Source organism: Singulisphaera acidiphila DSM 18658 (assembly GCF_000242455.2).
Classification (GTDB): domain Bacteria; phylum Planctomycetota; class Planctomycetia; order Isosphaerales; family Isosphaeraceae; genus Singulisphaera; species Singulisphaera acidiphila.
Window position 1 is genome coordinate 24,179 of record NC_019894.1, and the last position, 14,971, is coordinate 39,149.

Annotated in this window: 14 protein-coding genes; 10 read left to right on the forward strand and 4 right to left on the reverse strand. The window is 58.7% G+C overall.

From position 1 onward, the window contains the following. Positions 1-257 precede the first annotated feature (257 nt). Positions 258-2,447: a phage/plasmid primase, P4 family gene (locus SINAC_RS37455; protein ID WP_237722946.1), complete on the reverse strand. Its 2,190-nt coding sequence runs from the start codon at positions 2,445-2,447 to the stop codon at positions 258-260. Between the two features lie 725 nt (positions 2,448-3,172). Continuing rightward, the gene (locus SINAC_RS37465) at positions 3,173-3,418 is read right to left on the reverse strand and encodes a hypothetical protein (protein ID WP_015250731.1); all 246 of its coding nucleotides are present in this window, start codon (positions 3,416-3,418) and stop codon (positions 3,173-3,175) included. Positions 3,419-3,611: 193 nt separating this feature from the next. Here SINAC_RS37465 and SINAC_RS37470 point away from each other — a divergent pair, with 193 nt between their 5' ends. Further along, positions 3,612-4,088: a hypothetical protein gene (locus SINAC_RS37470; RefSeq protein ID WP_015250732.1), complete on the forward strand. Its 477-nt coding sequence runs from the start codon at positions 3,612-3,614 to the stop codon at positions 4,086-4,088. Between the two features lie 586 nt (positions 4,089-4,674). On the opposite strand, the gene SINAC_RS40765 is transcribed toward SINAC_RS37470, so the two are convergent. Next, complete coding sequence (locus tag SINAC_RS40765) at positions 4,675-4,836, reverse strand: hypothetical protein (RefSeq protein ID WP_015250733.1); 162 nt, start codon at positions 4,834-4,836, stop codon at positions 4,675-4,677. Between the two features lie 1,058 nt (positions 4,837-5,894). Here SINAC_RS40765 and SINAC_RS37480 point away from each other — a divergent pair. The 7 genes from SINAC_RS37480 (at position 5,895) to SINAC_RS37510 (ending at position 13,248) form a co-directional block, all read left to right on the forward strand. Further along, positions 5,895-6,452, forward strand: a complete 558-nt coding sequence (locus SINAC_RS37480) for an RNA polymerase sigma factor (RefSeq protein ID WP_015250735.1) — start codon at positions 5,895-5,897, stop codon at positions 6,450-6,452. 81 nt (positions 6,453-6,533) lie between these two features. Then, positions 6,534-7,346: a hypothetical protein gene (locus SINAC_RS37485; protein ID WP_237722945.1), complete on the forward strand. Its 813-nt coding sequence runs from the start codon at positions 6,534-6,536 to the stop codon at positions 7,344-7,346. 28 nt (positions 7,347-7,374) lie between these two features. Then, on the forward strand, positions 7,375-9,543 hold the full coding sequence (locus SINAC_RS37490) for a hypothetical protein (protein WP_015250737.1): 2,169 nt from the start codon (positions 7,375-7,377) through the stop codon (positions 9,541-9,543). Positions 9,544-10,106: 563 nt separating this feature from the next. Next, entirely contained in the window at positions 10,107-11,144 is a 1,038-nt protein-coding gene (locus tag SINAC_RS40450; protein ID WP_154673955.1) for a hypothetical protein, read from the forward strand. 567 nt (positions 11,145-11,711) lie between these two features. Continuing rightward, on the forward strand, positions 11,712-12,026 hold the full coding sequence (locus tag SINAC_RS37500; protein WP_015250739.1) for a PadR family transcriptional regulator: 315 nt from the start codon (positions 11,712-11,714) through the stop codon (positions 12,024-12,026). Between the two features lie 13 nt (positions 12,027-12,039). Continuing rightward, positions 12,040-12,429 carry a hypothetical protein gene (locus tag SINAC_RS37505; protein ID WP_015250740.1) on the forward strand — a complete coding sequence of 130 codons (390 nt, stop codon included), beginning with the start codon at positions 12,040-12,042 and terminating at the stop codon, positions 12,427-12,429. 207 nt (positions 12,430-12,636) lie between these two features. Then, complete coding sequence (locus SINAC_RS37510; protein ID WP_015250741.1) at positions 12,637-13,248, forward strand: hypothetical protein; 612 nt, start codon at positions 12,637-12,639, stop codon at positions 13,246-13,248. Positions 13,249-13,709: 461 nt separating this feature from the next. On the opposite strand, the gene SINAC_RS37515 is transcribed toward SINAC_RS37510, so the two are convergent. Next, positions 13,710-13,961 (reverse strand): hypothetical protein, encoded by a 252-nt coding sequence (locus SINAC_RS37515; protein ID WP_015250742.1) that lies wholly within the window; start codon positions 13,959-13,961, stop codon positions 13,710-13,712. A gap of 64 nt (positions 13,962-14,025) precedes the next feature. Here SINAC_RS37515 and SINAC_RS37520 point away from each other — a divergent pair, with 64 nt between their 5' ends. Then, positions 14,026-14,334, forward strand: a complete 309-nt coding sequence (locus SINAC_RS37520; RefSeq protein ID WP_015250743.1) for a hypothetical protein — start codon at positions 14,026-14,028, stop codon at positions 14,332-14,334. A 123-nt stretch (positions 14,335-14,457) separates the two neighbouring features. Then, the gene (locus SINAC_RS37525; RefSeq protein WP_020467737.1) at positions 14,458-14,961 is read left to right on the forward strand and encodes a hypothetical protein; all 504 of its coding nucleotides are present in this window, start codon (positions 14,458-14,460) and stop codon (positions 14,959-14,961) included. The last annotated feature ends 10 nt before the right edge of the window (positions 14,962-14,971 follow it).

Genomic DNA, 14,971 nt, shown 5'->3' on the forward strand with positions numbered 1-14,971 from the left:
CACAACTCGATCAAACAAGCCCAAAAAAAGAGGGGGCCACCCATAGTTAAACCAGGTTGATCCCCAGTACCTTTCCAGTACCCTCAGTACCCTCAGAGCCCACAGTGCGGTATCTCTTCACAACCCTCAGAGACAAGCCGCTTATAGCGCAAATCCAGGTACTAGGGTACTGGCCTCACCGCAATCCCTCATTTTGTAACGCCTTGTGTCTAGTACCCTCGGGAATTGGGGATTTCGAGGAGCCTGGGAGGGTACTTTCAGAAAAGTCCGCTGACATCGGATTTGGCGTCCTCCTTCGGTTTTACGGAAAGTCCGTATCTCCAACACTTTCCGTTCGACTTGTCGCTCTTGAATCCTCGTTTCGTCATCTCGGACCCGAACTTTCTCTGGTCGAGCGGCTCGACACCGTTGCCCTTGGCCCACTCCAGGTAATCGTGAAACAGGGTACTGGCCAGGGTTCGGGATGCCTCCCTCAGATGCTTGGGCTCCGGGCAGTCGCACCGCTCTCCGAGGTAGTCGCCGATGTGGTCCATTTCAGCCCGATAACCTTCGGTCGCCTTCACGATGGCGGCCGGATCCGCGAGCCCGATCCGCTGCCATTCGAGGCACCCTTTGACGAGCCAGGCGAGGATACCGGGGCCCTCCTCGGCGATTAAAATCTTATCAAGGTCCTTCGTTCGCTCTTCGGGCCGAATGTACACGTCGAAGGGGAGGAGCTTGATACGTGACCAGATGCCTTCGTCGGTACCGCGGATCTCGGGTTTGTGGTTCGCGGCCAGGAAAATCTTGTGCGTTGGCTCAAACTCGTAGAAATTCTCCCGCATTCGTCTGGCCTTGATCCGCTCGCCCCCCGTCAGCTTCTTGACCAGGGCCTCGGCCATCTGACGGCCGTCTTCGACCTCGGAAGTCGGGACAAAGCGGCGGCCGTCCAAGTCGGTCAATCCCGTGGGGTGGTCGTCGCCCCGCTTGACTGTCAGCAGGCTGGAATCGATGGTCGTTGCATAGTCGCCGAGGATGCCGAGAATGATGTTCAGGAACGTGCTCTTGCCGTTTCGGCCGGTGCCGTAGAGGAAGAAAAGGGCATGCTCTGAGACCACTCCGGAGATCGCGTAACCGAGCGCCCGCTGCATAAACGCGACGAGGTCCGCGTTTCCATCGAAAATCCGGGCGAGGAAGGCCTCCCACCGTTTGCACGTCGCGGCGGGGTCGAAAGCGACTGGAGCCAATTTTGAAATCAGGTCGGCTTGCTGGTGCGGTCGAAGCGTCCCGGTTCTCAGGTCGAGCGTCCCATTCTCGACGTTCAAAAGCCAAGGGTCGCGGTTCAACTGGGACGGCTCGACGGGAACGCCGGCTTCGCTCCAACTCAGACCGATCATCGCCTGGATCCGCTTTTGCGACTCCGATTGGAGTGCCCACGCGAGCAGGGCCTTCCTTTCGCCGTCTGCCTCCACTTCCGCCGCCTCGGCGCCGATCGATCGCACCGTTCGCTTGGCGAGCCGGAAAATCTCCCCGGTCTCGTCTTCCCGCCACCGCTTCCCGTCCCAGACCAGCCATTTGCCCCATGTTGGACAGAACCGGATGAAATCCCCGAAACGCTTGATGAGCCGTTGGGCATTGCCAAGGTCGGTCCGGTGGATTGGCGATTCATCTTCGACGCGAACCGGTTCCGCCTGGAGCTTCTCCGGTGGAGCCTTGGCGTCGAAGTCGATGACGGGTGCCGCCTCGGCCAACTCCATGAGCTCCGCGGCGATCGCGAAGGAAGTGCCGTTCTTGAGCAGGAGCCATTGTTCGATGTCGTCGCCTGGGTCTGCTAGGCCGGGGAGTATGACCTTGCGGACCGTCGGCCGAGGATTGAGCTTGGCCAGCTCACGGAGAACGTTCGTCGTGTAGCCTTCGCCCGCCTCGTCCTTGTCAGGGAGGATCACCACCTCTTTGCCGGCCAGGGGAGACCAGTCGGTCTTTCTCGTCGACTTGGCGCCGTGGGCCGAGGTCGTTCCCGCCAGTTCGTCGAGTTCGCAAACCAGGTCGGCGCATTTTTCGCCTTCAACCAGGAATACTCGTTTTGCCTCGACGAGATGAGGCAGCTTGTAGAGCGGCCATAGGCCGGGAGGATCGCCCGCCCGCCACCCGTCAGCGTCGGGATGGACAGGGACGTAGGTTTTGCCCTTCGCGAGCGGATTCTCGGCGGTCGGCGCAGGGTAATCGAACCGAAAAACGCGGGCAGCCTCGTGACCTTTGGCGTCGTGGTAGAACCAGCATTGGCTGAACGGACCGTACTTGTCGGTCCAGTACCAGATGGCGCCGGCCGGTGTTTTGTGCGGCTTTTTGGCCGGCTTAGCTTTCGTGGGAGGTTTCCCGGTTTTCGAGCTCGCCCCTGGCAGTTTGCGAAAGAGGTCCCCGAGCGTCAGCCCTAGTCTTTCGACGATGGCGTTTGAGGAGCAGGACATGCCATGTGCGTCGATGTGGTGGCAATGCAGCAGGACGGTGCCGTCGCTTCCCTCGGCGATCGAGAGGTTGCGTCGATTGCCCTCATGAACGGGGCATCGGGCTTCCCATTTGCCGGACCCAGTTACCTTTGGGTCGCATCCGGCTCGGTTGAGCCCGGCGAGAACCAGGCCGATCGGATCGATCGAATCGACTGCATGGCCATTTTGGCTAGACGACGGGCGCGCAGCGCCGTATATTTGGGTCACGAAAGCACCTCGGTGATGCGAGTGTTTTCCAGACGGCGGGCGAGGTTCTGACTGAGGCGGGAACCTCTATCAGAGTCGAAACCGACGTCGACGCGAACTGCTTCCGGAAAAGGCTCGGGCTCGTTACCCCCGAGCCTTTTCCTTTGCGCTCGCAAGGAAGAGTCTACCAAATCGGTTTGTCCGCGAAACGGCAATCCTCGCCAAGCTTCGTAAGCTGCCTGAAATTCGAGCTGGAGCACAAGCCAGTCGAATCTGCCGAACCAGACCGGAACACGGTCCCTCAAGAGTACCTCTCTGACCTCGTGAGGTCGAAGACGGTACATTAACCCGAGCTGGTGGATCGTCGCCCAACCGAAGACGACGGGCAGGACTTGCCCGATTTGAACGATCCCCTCGGGCAGATCAGTAAGTGGTGTCGACGAATCGTATGCCAGCACGTTAATTCCTGGTGGCGATCGAGCGTTAGCCGGGGACTGGCGTCAGTTGACAACCGCGTTAAATTGGCGGGCCGGTCGGCCCTTCCCTCGCTGGGCCAGCGCGGTCTTGATCGCCTCGACACCCGCAGCGTCGAACAGCCGATAGGATCCAAGCTGGCCGACGTGCTTGATCTTCCGGGTCCGGATCAAATAAGCGATTCGATATGACTGCTCGCCGGTCTGCCCGGCGATGTCTTCGACGGTGAAAAGTTCGCCCGTTCCCGCCAACGTTGCCGATGCAGTGGTCATGTCATGCCTTTCAAAAACGAAAAAAGCCGCCAAGGACCGTGAACGTCCGAACAACCCTGCATGAGGGTGCTGAACGTCCAGGGTCCGCGGCGGCTCAGGTAGCTCAAGCAGCGGTCAGGTTCATTCTACGTGATAGAATTTGGGAGTGCAAAGATCGTCAAAGAATTTCATATCAGGCTGAGGGCAGTCTTCGATGTCGGTCTACATCCTCAGGTCTGCAAGGGGTGATCGCTTCTCCCTTGGTGATGAGCCCGGCGAGCGGGTACTGATTGGTACCGCGAGCTGGATTTCTGACAGCAGGCGCAAGCTTCGGGACCAGTGGGGCGAACTGCCTCCCTTCATGCGATGCATGCAGGCCATCGGCGTCCTCGATTGGGACGAGGCGGAAGCCGCGCGGTTCCGCGCGGCATGCTGGAAGCTCGAAGTTTCGCAGACTTCCTGGGTGACCTGGGTTTGGCTCGATCCCGAGGGCCTGCGCGACGTCTTGGCGGACGCTCAGCCTTGGGATGGCCGATCCGATGCGCAAACCCTCGGGATCAAGAGAGTCGGCCGAAATCGCGCCGCGATCTCTCTGGGTCGCCCGGGGAAGGCTCGTACATTCGCCACGCCGCCGACGGACGGACCGGATCCGGCCGAGCCGACTGCTGCGGATATTGTTGCCTGGGCATGAGTTCACGCATTGGTTCTTTGGAAACGGCTGGCCCGACATCGCCATTCCCTCCCGGGATTGGACCGAACGGGCAAGCCGGACCATCTCCCGATGAACGACAGGCGGAAGACGGTCGCTGCGACCTGGGCGGCGAACCCTGTGACCACTCGGCTTGCCGCGCCTCGTGGGGCCAGGGGAGGGCCGGTCCCTTTGCGGCTCTTGAGGGTCGCGGGGGAGAGCGGGGCGAACTTGACGCTCTGGGCCTCCTCGCCACCCAGGGCCCGCTCCCGGTTGCCTTCCCAGAGGACTTGACGCAGGGGCCCGGCAATCGGGTAGAGGTTCCCCGCATCCGGGCGATATCAGACAGCCTTTCGCTAAACTTTCCCATGATGGGAGCCTGGGGAGGGGTCAGTCTGGCGGGTCCGGGTTCGCGAAGCCGCGTTGGTCCGCCGCGGCCTGGACGAGAATTCGGCCGTGGCGGATCGACTCGCCGATCGTCGATGGGACCGGCCTGTGGCCTTGGCTATCGCCCGGACCGACTGGCCGAGAACGGAGTAAGCGAGGTAGTTTTCGACGTGGAACCGGGCCCTGGGGATGCGCCCGTAACTTACTTCTTCGCTCCGCCGCCGGCGCCGCCACCCCCGCAGGAGCATCCGCAGGAGCACCCGCCTCCACCCCCGCCCCCGCCCCCATCCGCTAGCGCGGGGGAAGCCAATGCCATGGCGATCACCAGGCCGACCAGAAACTTGGTAAGCAGTTTGGTCTTCATCTCAAGAACTCCTTCCGCCCTCGAATCTGAGGGACTCGAAATAAAATGAACACCGACTCACATTTTGACTATGTGGTGCCGACCCTTCCGTGGGGCGGCTTGGAGCGCCGGGCGCGAGACCCGGGCGAGACTTCAACGAGGACCGACAGGGAGGATCGGGTACAGCTTCGGAGGTGTCCGGCAAGGATCGTCGAGCGGGTCGACGTACAAGAATAGGCTCTTCCGGTGGATGTGGTCGAGGGCGACGGTTCGTCCGTAGTCTTGACAGCTTTTCTCGCGGCAAGTCCGAGCGACCGGGGATTCATCATGCTCGTGTTTCCCGTGGTCATGACTGACATCAGAAGGATGGCACGGGCACCGAGAATCGTCACAGAGGCCACCGTGACGGCAGGGGCAGTCCGGCCCGCACTGGCAGTTCTCGCCGCAAGGGCAGGTGCCTTTAGGCCCTTCGGGCGGTGACGACCCGAGCGAGAGAGCGGCGATGGCCGACAGTAAACCGACCCCGACAATGCTGATCATCATACGCATCAGTTTCTCCTTAGTTGCACAACAACGCGATCTTCTTGTTATTTAGAAGTAATCATGCTGATGGATCTACATCCAGAGGCACTGGTCGTCGCACCGCCACTATGGACGGCCCGACTTCGCACACGATAAAATCGAGACACGCTGACGAGCCAAGTGACCTCTCATTGCAGTGGCGTCGATCCCACCCCAACCACGGCATACGGAGCATTGATCGTGTCACGAACTTGGGCCGGGCGATTCGCCTCCCCTTCATGGGTGCGGGCTGCACCGCTGCAACCTGCCTTCCAGGATCAATGCGGGTGGTACCGTGGGGCGACATCTCGTTCCGGGCAACGCTTCCGATTGCCCTGCCCGGTCATCATCTCATTAGCCAGCTGAGGGACGATCCTTCCCGACGTGTCGAAAAAAATATCGAGTCGGGGGACACTTTATCGGGAATCCTATCCCCCCTCCGCGCAAACCTATCGATATCGCAACGCGCGGGGACTTTCTTTGGGCGAACTATCGGATGCCGGGGCTTGGAGGTGGACATGGGAGCAGACTCGAGCCAAACAGATGAGGAACTTTTAAGACAGTTCGATGTCGACCCGATGGCATTCCGCATCGTATTCGAACGGTATCATGCAAAAATAATATCATATTGCATGCGTCTCCTTTCGAACGAATCGATGGCGGTCGATTGTGCGCAGGAAACTTTCTTCGCCGTCTGGCGATCGCGAAATCAATTTGATGAGAACACGGGAACCTTCCCGCGTTGGCTTTACGGGATCGCTAGAAACCAGACGCTTGCATATGTCAGGATCGCCTCTCGCCGTCCCGAGGACAAATTCTCTGACGGGGACGGTAGCCATGTGCCGGATCATTCCCCGGACGCCGCCGACTACCTAATCGGCTACGAACGCTCCAGTCTCGTATTTCGCGAGATCGACGCCTTGGGGGTGGAATACCGAGTCACGTTCCTCCTGCATCTGTTTGGTTTGAAGCATGAGGACATCGCTGACATCGTTGGGTGTAACATCGGGACGGTCCCGACCCGTGTTTTCAAGGCTCGTGCAAGGCTCGCGGAGAGTTTGGGTATCGCCAATTAATCGTGAGATCGAATTATGAGTTTATCAGAGAGTCTCAGAGCAGCGAATGATGACGAACTGCGACGGATCGACGAGAAGCATATGGCCGGGGATTGGGTCGCGGTCGAGCGGCTGTGCGTCGCTCATAGGGAGGCACGGCGAGCGGCAGGGCGGCTCTCTGACGAGGAGAAGGAAGAGCGCCTTGTCCTCTATCTCGAAGGTGCCGTTGGCGAGCCAGGCGAGGTGTTTCGACAGTTCCTTGACCAACCTTCATTGATTCTGCTGCCATACGCCGCGGGCGTGGGTGGCCCAGATTTCGGTAGCTGGGAACGAACACCCGTGTCGGCCTCCAAGATTCTCGGGGAGGAACCGCGTTTGTGGTCGCCGGGGCAGATGGATCTTCATCCGGTCTTGAAATCTCCAACCCACCCCGAACTCGTTGAGCGGGGTATAGCGCGGCTGGAGAGTAAATCGGTACGGATCGACCCGGCGGAATTCCCGATTGGGTGCTGGGTTTTGTTCGTCGTCGACTGTGGACAGAGCCCAGGCGTCACTCCGCGAGAAAACCTTCTCGCACTCCACCGCCCGACCGCGGAGGTAGTGACGCGGCCTGAACGAGGCTCTCAACTGATTCGCCGACTGACGGCCAACGACCTTTTCAGCTTCTGGGACGAAGCCCGAGATTCACGCTTTTCGGAAAGGGCGTCAGTCGGATTCGCCTACATGATGCTATCGCAGGCGATTGGTCTTGCCTCGGAGGCTATCCAGGAATGGCGCAAGGCCTTCGGCCCGTTCACCGACGATTCGTTCCTTAGGCGTTACGAGGGAATACCCCAGTGGATCGACGTGCTTCGCCTCAATCTTTTGATGGAGGAGATCCTCCCCTTTTCTCTGAGGTGGCCCCTAGATTCGTGACGCGAAAGATGGCCTCTAGGAAAACGACATGAGTGGCGTCAAGGTCATCATTCTCACCCTCGTCGCAACGTGGTTCCTTTGGGCCGCCGCGATCCCATTGAGCGTGACATCCGCGATCCTCTGGAATGGTAGTGCGTTTGTCAATCCGCCTTCGCTGTGGGCGTTCGCCTCGCTGACCATTCAAGTCGTCATCGTGTCCATAATCGCCCGCGTAGCCGGTATCGGCCGCTCAAAACTTTCAGACGATGACTCAACGGGATGCTTGTTGATCGTAGCGATCATCGTCTCCCTCCTTACTAACGCGTGGAGTCTCAGCTTCGAGACCCTGCTCTCCATCGACCGTCCTATGGGAATGGTCGCATTGCTACTCGCGGGCGCGGTCTGCTGGGCGCTCAACGGCGGGTGCGACGAAAGTTGTGAGTACGCGGCTAGCGATGAAATGCCGATTTCAACGTATTTGTGGATCCTAACCTTGGTTCCGGTCACGGTAGATTCATACTGGACGCTGCCGCCCCTCGCCTTCCTGGTGCTTGGACTTGTACGGGTCGTTCTTGCCACATTGGGCCTCCGAGTCATCGGTCTGATCGTACTCCGGGAGGGCCACGACATAGGCTGGGTGTCAATTGATACGCGATTGACGGGGCGTGCGCTGATAACTGTCGCCGTCGTGGCGTTGAGTCTTTTTGGAATTACCAGGTGGTCTTTGCATGATCGACTTAAGGATCTCCAGGTCCAAACGATCGTGGGGAAAGCCGAGGTGTCCGGCGATGTGGAGGAACTTTCGAAGTTGTTAGCGAACGCGGATGCCCTCCTGGAAACGACAGATTCACGACGTGAACGGGTTAAGCAACTCCTTTTGAACGCCCACTGCGATCGCATCGAGGAGAAATTTAGCGAGTGGTCACATGAGCAGTTGAAATTGCATTCAAATGCAAATGACAGGATAATATCATTCAGAAAATTGGAATCTGGCCCCCTCCAAACTCTCGACAGTGTATGCGCCAAGTTCGGTCGGGAACCGTTCGATTCGTCGATCGGGCTGTGGAGGGACAGGTACTTTGCCTTCATCAACACGATTGACATGCGCACTGAGCTCCGTCTAGTTATCGCCTCGCACTCGTTTTCCAAGATGACGAGGCATTTGGCCTCGGATGACGTCGCGAAGGCCCGTGTGGCGCTCGGAGCAGCCTGGCTTAAGTGGTTCGCTCTTCGGAGCGAATATCCGGACAAGTCAGTCGAAGCTGCCAAGGATCTACATTCTCAGGCCGTTCCGTATTGGACGCCCGAACAAGCCGAGGCGGGGAGGAAGTTCGAACTCAAAGCGTGGCGAACCTACATCCTCGCAGCGATGCCGACCGAGACGGACAAGGCTGGGGCGACTGCCGCGCACGCCTTGATTGCCAAGGCAGAGCGAGCCTTTCCGGGGTTCTGGAAGTCTGAACGCGATTTCCTTCTCACCTTCCGCAAGGACTCGGTCCGTCAGGCACTCGCAGGCGACGATGCACCAGGGACCTTCGAACGATTCGCCCGAGCCTACGAAGAATGGCCCGACGAAGTTGACGACATTGCCCGAGAGATGAAAGCTCGATTGTTCCAGTTGATCGACCGCCAACCCGGCAACATCGTGATTGACACTCTGTTGAAGAGGATTGATGGAGAGTGGCCCGGGTACTGGGACGAGGTAGCTTTCGGGCTTACCTCAGCCGGAGACTTGTTAGAGCTTGTCAAGCTCGTCGAGAACTCTGGTCTTCCCTCGGCCTGGCGAGACCAAGTCACGACTTGGGCGAAGTACGACCGTTTCAGTCGGTTTCGTCTCTCGGATGTCGTCGAAGCCGACCGGCGGCGGAACCGCGCGATCTGGGCCCATTTGATCGAAGGCGAGCGGGCCGCAGGGCGGTTCGCCGCAGCCTATGTCCTGTCGGTGAAGGGCAAGGCCGATGACACAACCCAAGGTCTTCTACGACGCCGGGCGGCACGTGCTTGGTACGACCGAGTCGCCCCCACGCTCGAGATCGTTGGCGGTACGAATATGCCCCCAATTGCCTCCACCTCGGCGGAGGCGATGTGGGAGGCGTTCCATCGATCGCGAGGCGACCGATCGATTCACCTCGCCCGACAGGACACTAAGGGATTTCTGTACGCCTTCAAAGGTCGGTTCAACTATGTTTCTGGGACTTTCAAGGAGCATTATCGATGAGGTCAAAATCGCTGGGTTCGAGATGGTCCATGGGCGATTATAAACGGAAATGTCATTACTTGTTATTCGTGCTGAGCGTGCTGTACGCGATGACGTTGCGTCCAGTTGAAGCGGAGCTCCAAAAGAGCTGCATGAATGTGGCGAAGCAACTCATCGACGAGGGGGCAAGAGGTGTTCCACGATCGCGACGCTTTTACGAGCAGGTCCGCGATGATTTGCCGGAAATCCACGAGAGGCTGCGGACTTGGCAAAATGGGGCCAGCGAACTCCAGATTCGTGAGTTGGTGCAATACGCACAGGAACGAGCCTGGTCTTTGCCGGACCTCGACCCGACGTTCCCAGCCATGCCGACACGCCGATTCCTCAATCCAACTCCCATCCGAAAAGACTTACTGCCGGATGGCGAAATATACACGGCGAGACGTCGATTCCGCGATCAAAGCTTTTCTCGAGAAAAAGCAGTCTTACCCAAGCTCGACCCTCCAAAGCCCCCCGACCCAAAATTTCTGGGATTCGAAATCAGGCCCGCCGAGGCTCTCTGGCATTCGAAGCTCGAAAACCTCATGAAGGAAGGCCTCATCGCATCGGTCGACTTTAGACAGGGTCCAACGGTCTTCCAGGCCAAAGAGCGCCTCCTCCAGATCGACCCGACGCCACCGAACAACCCGGGGTTTTTCATCGCCCACCTCCGCAGGCTGATCGGGGTCCGCCGTGATTTTGCGCTCCAACGCGTCGCCTCGATCGAGAACGCCCCATGTGTGTATCGGGTCGAGACCGACGACCCACAGGGCGGTCGGTTGAAGGCATTGAAGGGGGAGTTGGAGGATTTGGGAGTCACGAACCCGATCCACTTCACGACCCAAGAAGACATCGTTTGGGCACTGGACCGACTTGGATCTTGGAACCTATGGAGCGAATTCGTTGTTCAGAACGATGAGCGTTCCCTCGTCGAGTTCGAGATCGACAAGGGAACCTCCGATGAAGGCGCTTCGCTGGAAAGGGCGACAAGCGGAAGGGCGGTGATCGAACTTCTTAAAGGTCTCGTCATTGGCGTCCCAGCAGGGCGACTTATCCACGTTCGCATGTTTCATAACGAAGATGCTGCCTCCTTCTACCGCCGACTCAATACCGAGGCCGCAAACCGCGATTTCGCAGGGAAGTTCCTTGTCATCGGCGGATGCCCGGTGGACCATGTCGAGTTGCTCAAACTCCAACATGCGGCGATCGCAGGTGACGCGCTGGGAGTCATCACGCCCTTCGAGGAGCAGATCGACCCACGAGCGTTTGCTCTGGCGATGCGGGCGCTCCACGATCGTCCAGAGCTCCTCCGCAACGTGGCTCCCGGCGATGCAATCCGGCGCGGCTACAGAGCGGCGGCGGATACGCTGCGGAGCTGCCTTCAAAAGGACGATGCTTCCGCCGTGACCGAGGTGCTACGGGCCTTCACGCCCGCGGCAGCACCGTTCTTCGAGCAGGCGAAGCGATTCCACCGCGCCAAACTCCAGGACTTGCTGGGACGGCTCGAAGCTCAGGAGGGGTGGTACTTGGATTTTGTGGAGGCGAACGACCGCCTCGCGAGCGATATCGCTTTTGCGGCTTGAGGACTTTGCCGGACTGGCAGTATCGCGCGGATCTCGGAATCGATTCAAGGTCGGGTGCGTTCTTCTTCTCAGAAGGCGCACTCACGAGAGGATGCTCGACGAAGGTCGGTGTTCATTGTCAGTCAGCTTCCGGACCGCAGGGCTTAACCCGACGTCCGCGGTGCGTGGGCAGGATTGGTCGTAGCGGGCATCGGTATCGGTCAACCTTTCGGTGGTTTGCGGTGCTTCTTGCCGGCCCGGCCGCCCATGGCGAGCCGGGCGGTGTTCGCATGGAACAACCGGCGGATTTTCGCGTCCGATAATCAACATTATGTTGCGTTCGCCCGATCCGGGGGCGAATCCTTGCCTGTCGACCGGGCGAGCAACCCATCCATAAGGGACCGCGACTATGTCGCGAATCGTAGTGCTGGGGGGAGGTCCTTGTGGCGCCCTGTATGCCCTTGCCTTGCGCGACCATGTTTTGCCTCTGTGCCTTCGCTCTTCAAAATTCTTCGAGTCTCTCTTGACCCTCACTGTGAGTGTCACCTGCACTGTACTCAGTCAAACGATCGTTAGCGGGGAAAAGCGGTGAAGTACGAGTTCCTATCCGCGACGACAGTCATGTGGGCTATCCTGGGCTTTCTGGAGACTCAGGAAATGAAGGGTCACGAATTGCGACGCAAGTTGATCGAACATGGCTACAAAAAATCGCCAGGCTCGTTCTATCAACAGATGGCTAGGCTCGTGGATTGCGGGCTCGTGGAGGGCCACCTCGGCGAGAGAAGCAGCTCGATCCCCGGCTTGACCGAGAAGAATTTCAAAATCACGGCGACGGGCCTTGGCGAACTCAAGCGATTCCGAGAATTCAGCAAACAAACTAATTTGTTCGCATTCGGATCTTGATCAGGACCCAAACATGATTGGCGAAAACGGCTCTCAGATCGCCGAGAATGAATATTATCGCAGGGACTCAAACCGCCATCTGATCGCCGCTAATTTTACGGATATGGATGAGACTGCATCTGGTGATGAACCTATTGTTGCCGAGAAGTTTGAGCAGTTGTGTGAAACCATCCTTAGCTATGACAAGTTCGTTCCGAAGTCCTACCGGATTAACCTGGGCCTGGCGTTGTCCGAGGTGCTCGAGGAATACCAAGAAGCTCTGAAGTGGGATCCCAATGGGGATGTCTCTGAACTCCAGTCTCGGGTTTGTCGTGAGGCGCGGAAGGCTTTGGTGGAGACCTTGCTCGGTGAGACCTTCAGCGGCCTCTGCGGCTGGTTTGTAGGAAAACCCAGAAGCTCCTAGTGACAACTGGACCGAACCTTGATCTCTGACGGCGAGCGCCCCGCTCTGCCCCCGCTACCTCTACGCCCTCTGCTTAGAGACACAGTGAAAGGCCTTTTCTAGGCCCTTGTTCCCGGTACGCGCCGAATCTCACGATTCGGCGCCCCTGTTCCGGCCGGAGAGCCCTCTCCAGGTCCCGATCGTCCCACGGCCAAGGATGGCTTCATCATGTTCCACTTCCTCTGCCGCAACCTGAAAGGGCACCTCATGTTGAACAAGCTTCGCCCGGCTATTCTTACCGGTGGAATTTTCGTCGCGGCCGCTTCCCTGATCTGCGTGTCAGGCGCCACCAAATCGGGGACTGCCGGACACGACTCCTCAAACGGTGCGAAGGCACCTACGCAGGCTATCATCGTCAGTGAAGTTGGTCCGGTGGGTCAGGCCTCGTTGAAGGCAGTCACCGTGACGGAAACGGCGATGACGACCTACTACGATGTCTATTGCCCCATCTGCAAGATCTATATCGCCCGCAAAGGCAACGCGTACGCGTGCTCCGAATTCGGGCCTCACCATGATCGTACTCATCACAACGGTGAGCCTGTGACGTTGTGCTACCGTTACACTTCTAAAGGCACTCATGAGGAGCATAGCAGCACGAAGCCTCCGACCCAGGTGGCCGCGGCCGGATACTGTTCTGTTATTTGCAGTAAACACGGGTACTTGGACGGATTTTCGTGTCAGGACAAGAAAACAACAGCCGAGTGTCGAGCTGCTGCTGTCGCGCACAATAAACTTGAACACGGCGGCGTGAGATGGGCCAGTGATAACAGATGCCCTTGATACCAGTCTCATTGGAATCGAAAACCGGAAGTCATTGACTTGCGAGAGAGCGAGGGGGCCATCGATGCCCCCCTCGCTCTATTGTTTCGAAATTAGGTACCGCCCTTGCCCTGAACCTTCGGACAAATCGTCCAGAAGTCTCGCACCACAGGGACGCACCAGGCTTCTGAATAATCAACCACGCCCAAAGGACGTGGTATTAGGAAGGCCCCCCGAGGGGGGCGTCTACGTGAGGTAGCCCCCGTTGGGGGTGTGGATGTCAGACTCGCAATACACTGCTCACGGTCCCCCTCGTGTCGACCGCAGCCCCTCGCTCGGAGTCTTTCAGACCGATCCCGAGGGTGACATACGGAATGCTAGGAATGCACACCGGATCGCTCGAAGCTCTTCGGGTCGCACGGCCAAAGGCCGTGGATTTAGAACATATTAAAATGATCAGAAGTTGGCCAATTGGCGAAAATCTACCCCTCCTGCTCGATCTTAAACCGAGGGAGGTTCTTGTTGAGGATATCCGTCGCCAGCGACGAGACGATGATCTTCTTCCGCCGAGCCTCTTGCCAGAGCCGATCGTGGACGCCGTCGGGGAGTCCGATCTTACGCCCCCTGCTTTCCCCCTTGAGTGGCGTCCGTCGGGCCCGGTGCTTCGGCTGGCGGATCTCAGAACAGTGGAAGGCCCGGACCAATTTAGCAGGGTGGCAAACCCGATCGCGCATATTGTTTGTGATAATCTGAGAAATGTCCGATTAGAATCTATCCCCGGAACCACCGGAGCCGGTCATGCCGAACCTCGAGCACCTCGATTTTTGCAGAGAACTCTATGTGGTCGAGAAGACCGTCGAAGTGGTCGTCAGCATCCAGGGCGAGCCAGAGTTCATCAGAATCGAGGCGTTTCACGATCTTCAGGCTGGACGCTACAAAACTCGTTCGTGCATGCAGGCTAAAGTCAAGTTGCAAGCAGCTCACGGCAACCAAGGGCTCATCGAGACTGACGCCTGGGTCGATTACGACCTGCCGTGGACCGATGGTGAGACCGCAGACGAGGTGGTCGAGCAAGCCCTCGGGTTTCTCCGAGAACGATGCGATTGAGAGCAAGCCTTCGTCAGCGTACCGGACTATACCAGCTAACGCGGACATCGAACCCCCACCCCGTGCCGAGTGCCGATATAACCGCCGTTTGACCGACCAGGCTGTTCAAAAATGGATGGGCAGATGAACCGCTTACCCCAGTCAGCCGAAATCCTTTCCCGCCGGCCTGAGTGGCTCGAGGGAACATGGATCACCCTTGCCGATGGCCAAGCCTGGAGTTTCCCGCCACCAACGGCCATTCCCGGCTACCAGGAGATTGCCCACGACGCCGCCCGTGAGGCCGTGGACAACATCCTGCCCCTCCTCAACGTCGACGCGATTCGCCGCCAAGTGGGGGCGATCGCCACGGGTGATCCGTCTGGCGTTTTGAGAGGTCTCGGCCAAATGTTTGCGCTCTACCAGATCGCGTTCCGACTCGGTTCGATCCTCCTCCGGCACAACTACAACGCAACCGATGCCGATTGCGACCTCTTGATGCCGTTCAACTACCAACTCGGGGATCTGCCTGACCCGCAATCGCGGATCCACAAGACCACCCCGGAGATCCTGGCCATGAGTAACGCCATTGCCGCATCCATCGGCGTGGACATCGGGCCGGAACTCGCCCGGATCGTCGGGAGCAACTAGCCATTCGAGT

Bases quoted from the DNA above. Each gene is read 5' to 3' on its own strand.
- SINAC_RS37455 (WP_237722946.1), bottom strand. From the start codon at position 2,447: ATGTCCTGCTCCTCAAACGCCATCGTCGAAAGACTAGGGCTGACGCTC.
- SINAC_RS37465 (WP_015250731.1), bottom strand. From the start codon at position 3,418: ATGACCACTGCATCGGCAACGTTGGCGGGAACGGGCGAACTTTTCACC.
- SINAC_RS37470 (WP_015250732.1), top strand. From the start codon at position 3,612: ATGTCGGTCTACATCCTCAGGTCTGCAAGGGGTGATCGCTTCTCCCTT.
- SINAC_RS40765 (WP_015250733.1), bottom strand. From the start codon at position 4,836: ATGAAGACCAAACTGCTTACCAAGTTTCTGGTCGGCCTGGTGATCGCC.
- SINAC_RS37480 (WP_015250735.1), top strand. From the start codon at position 5,895: ATGGGAGCAGACTCGAGCCAAACAGATGAGGAACTTTTAAGACAGTTC.
- SINAC_RS37485 (WP_237722945.1), top strand. From the start codon at position 6,534: ATGGCCGGGGATTGGGTCGCGGTCGAGCGGCTGTGCGTCGCTCATAGG.
- SINAC_RS37490 (WP_015250737.1), top strand. From the start codon at position 7,375: ATGAGTGGCGTCAAGGTCATCATTCTCACCCTCGTCGCAACGTGGTTC.
- SINAC_RS40450 (WP_154673955.1), top strand. From the start codon at position 10,107: ATGAAGGAAGGCCTCATCGCATCGGTCGACTTTAGACAGGGTCCAACG.
- SINAC_RS37505 (WP_015250740.1), top strand. From the start codon at position 12,040: ATGATTGGCGAAAACGGCTCTCAGATCGCCGAGAATGAATATTATCGC.
- SINAC_RS37510 (WP_015250741.1), top strand. From the start codon at position 12,637: ATGTTCCACTTCCTCTGCCGCAACCTGAAAGGGCACCTCATGTTGAAC.
- SINAC_RS37515 (WP_015250742.1), bottom strand. From the start codon at position 13,961: ATGCGCGATCGGGTTTGCCACCCTGCTAAATTGGTCCGGGCCTTCCAC.
- SINAC_RS37520 (WP_015250743.1), top strand. From the start codon at position 14,026: ATGCCGAACCTCGAGCACCTCGATTTTTGCAGAGAACTCTATGTGGTC.
- SINAC_RS37525 (WP_020467737.1), top strand. From the start codon at position 14,458: ATGAACCGCTTACCCCAGTCAGCCGAAATCCTTTCCCGCCGGCCTGAG.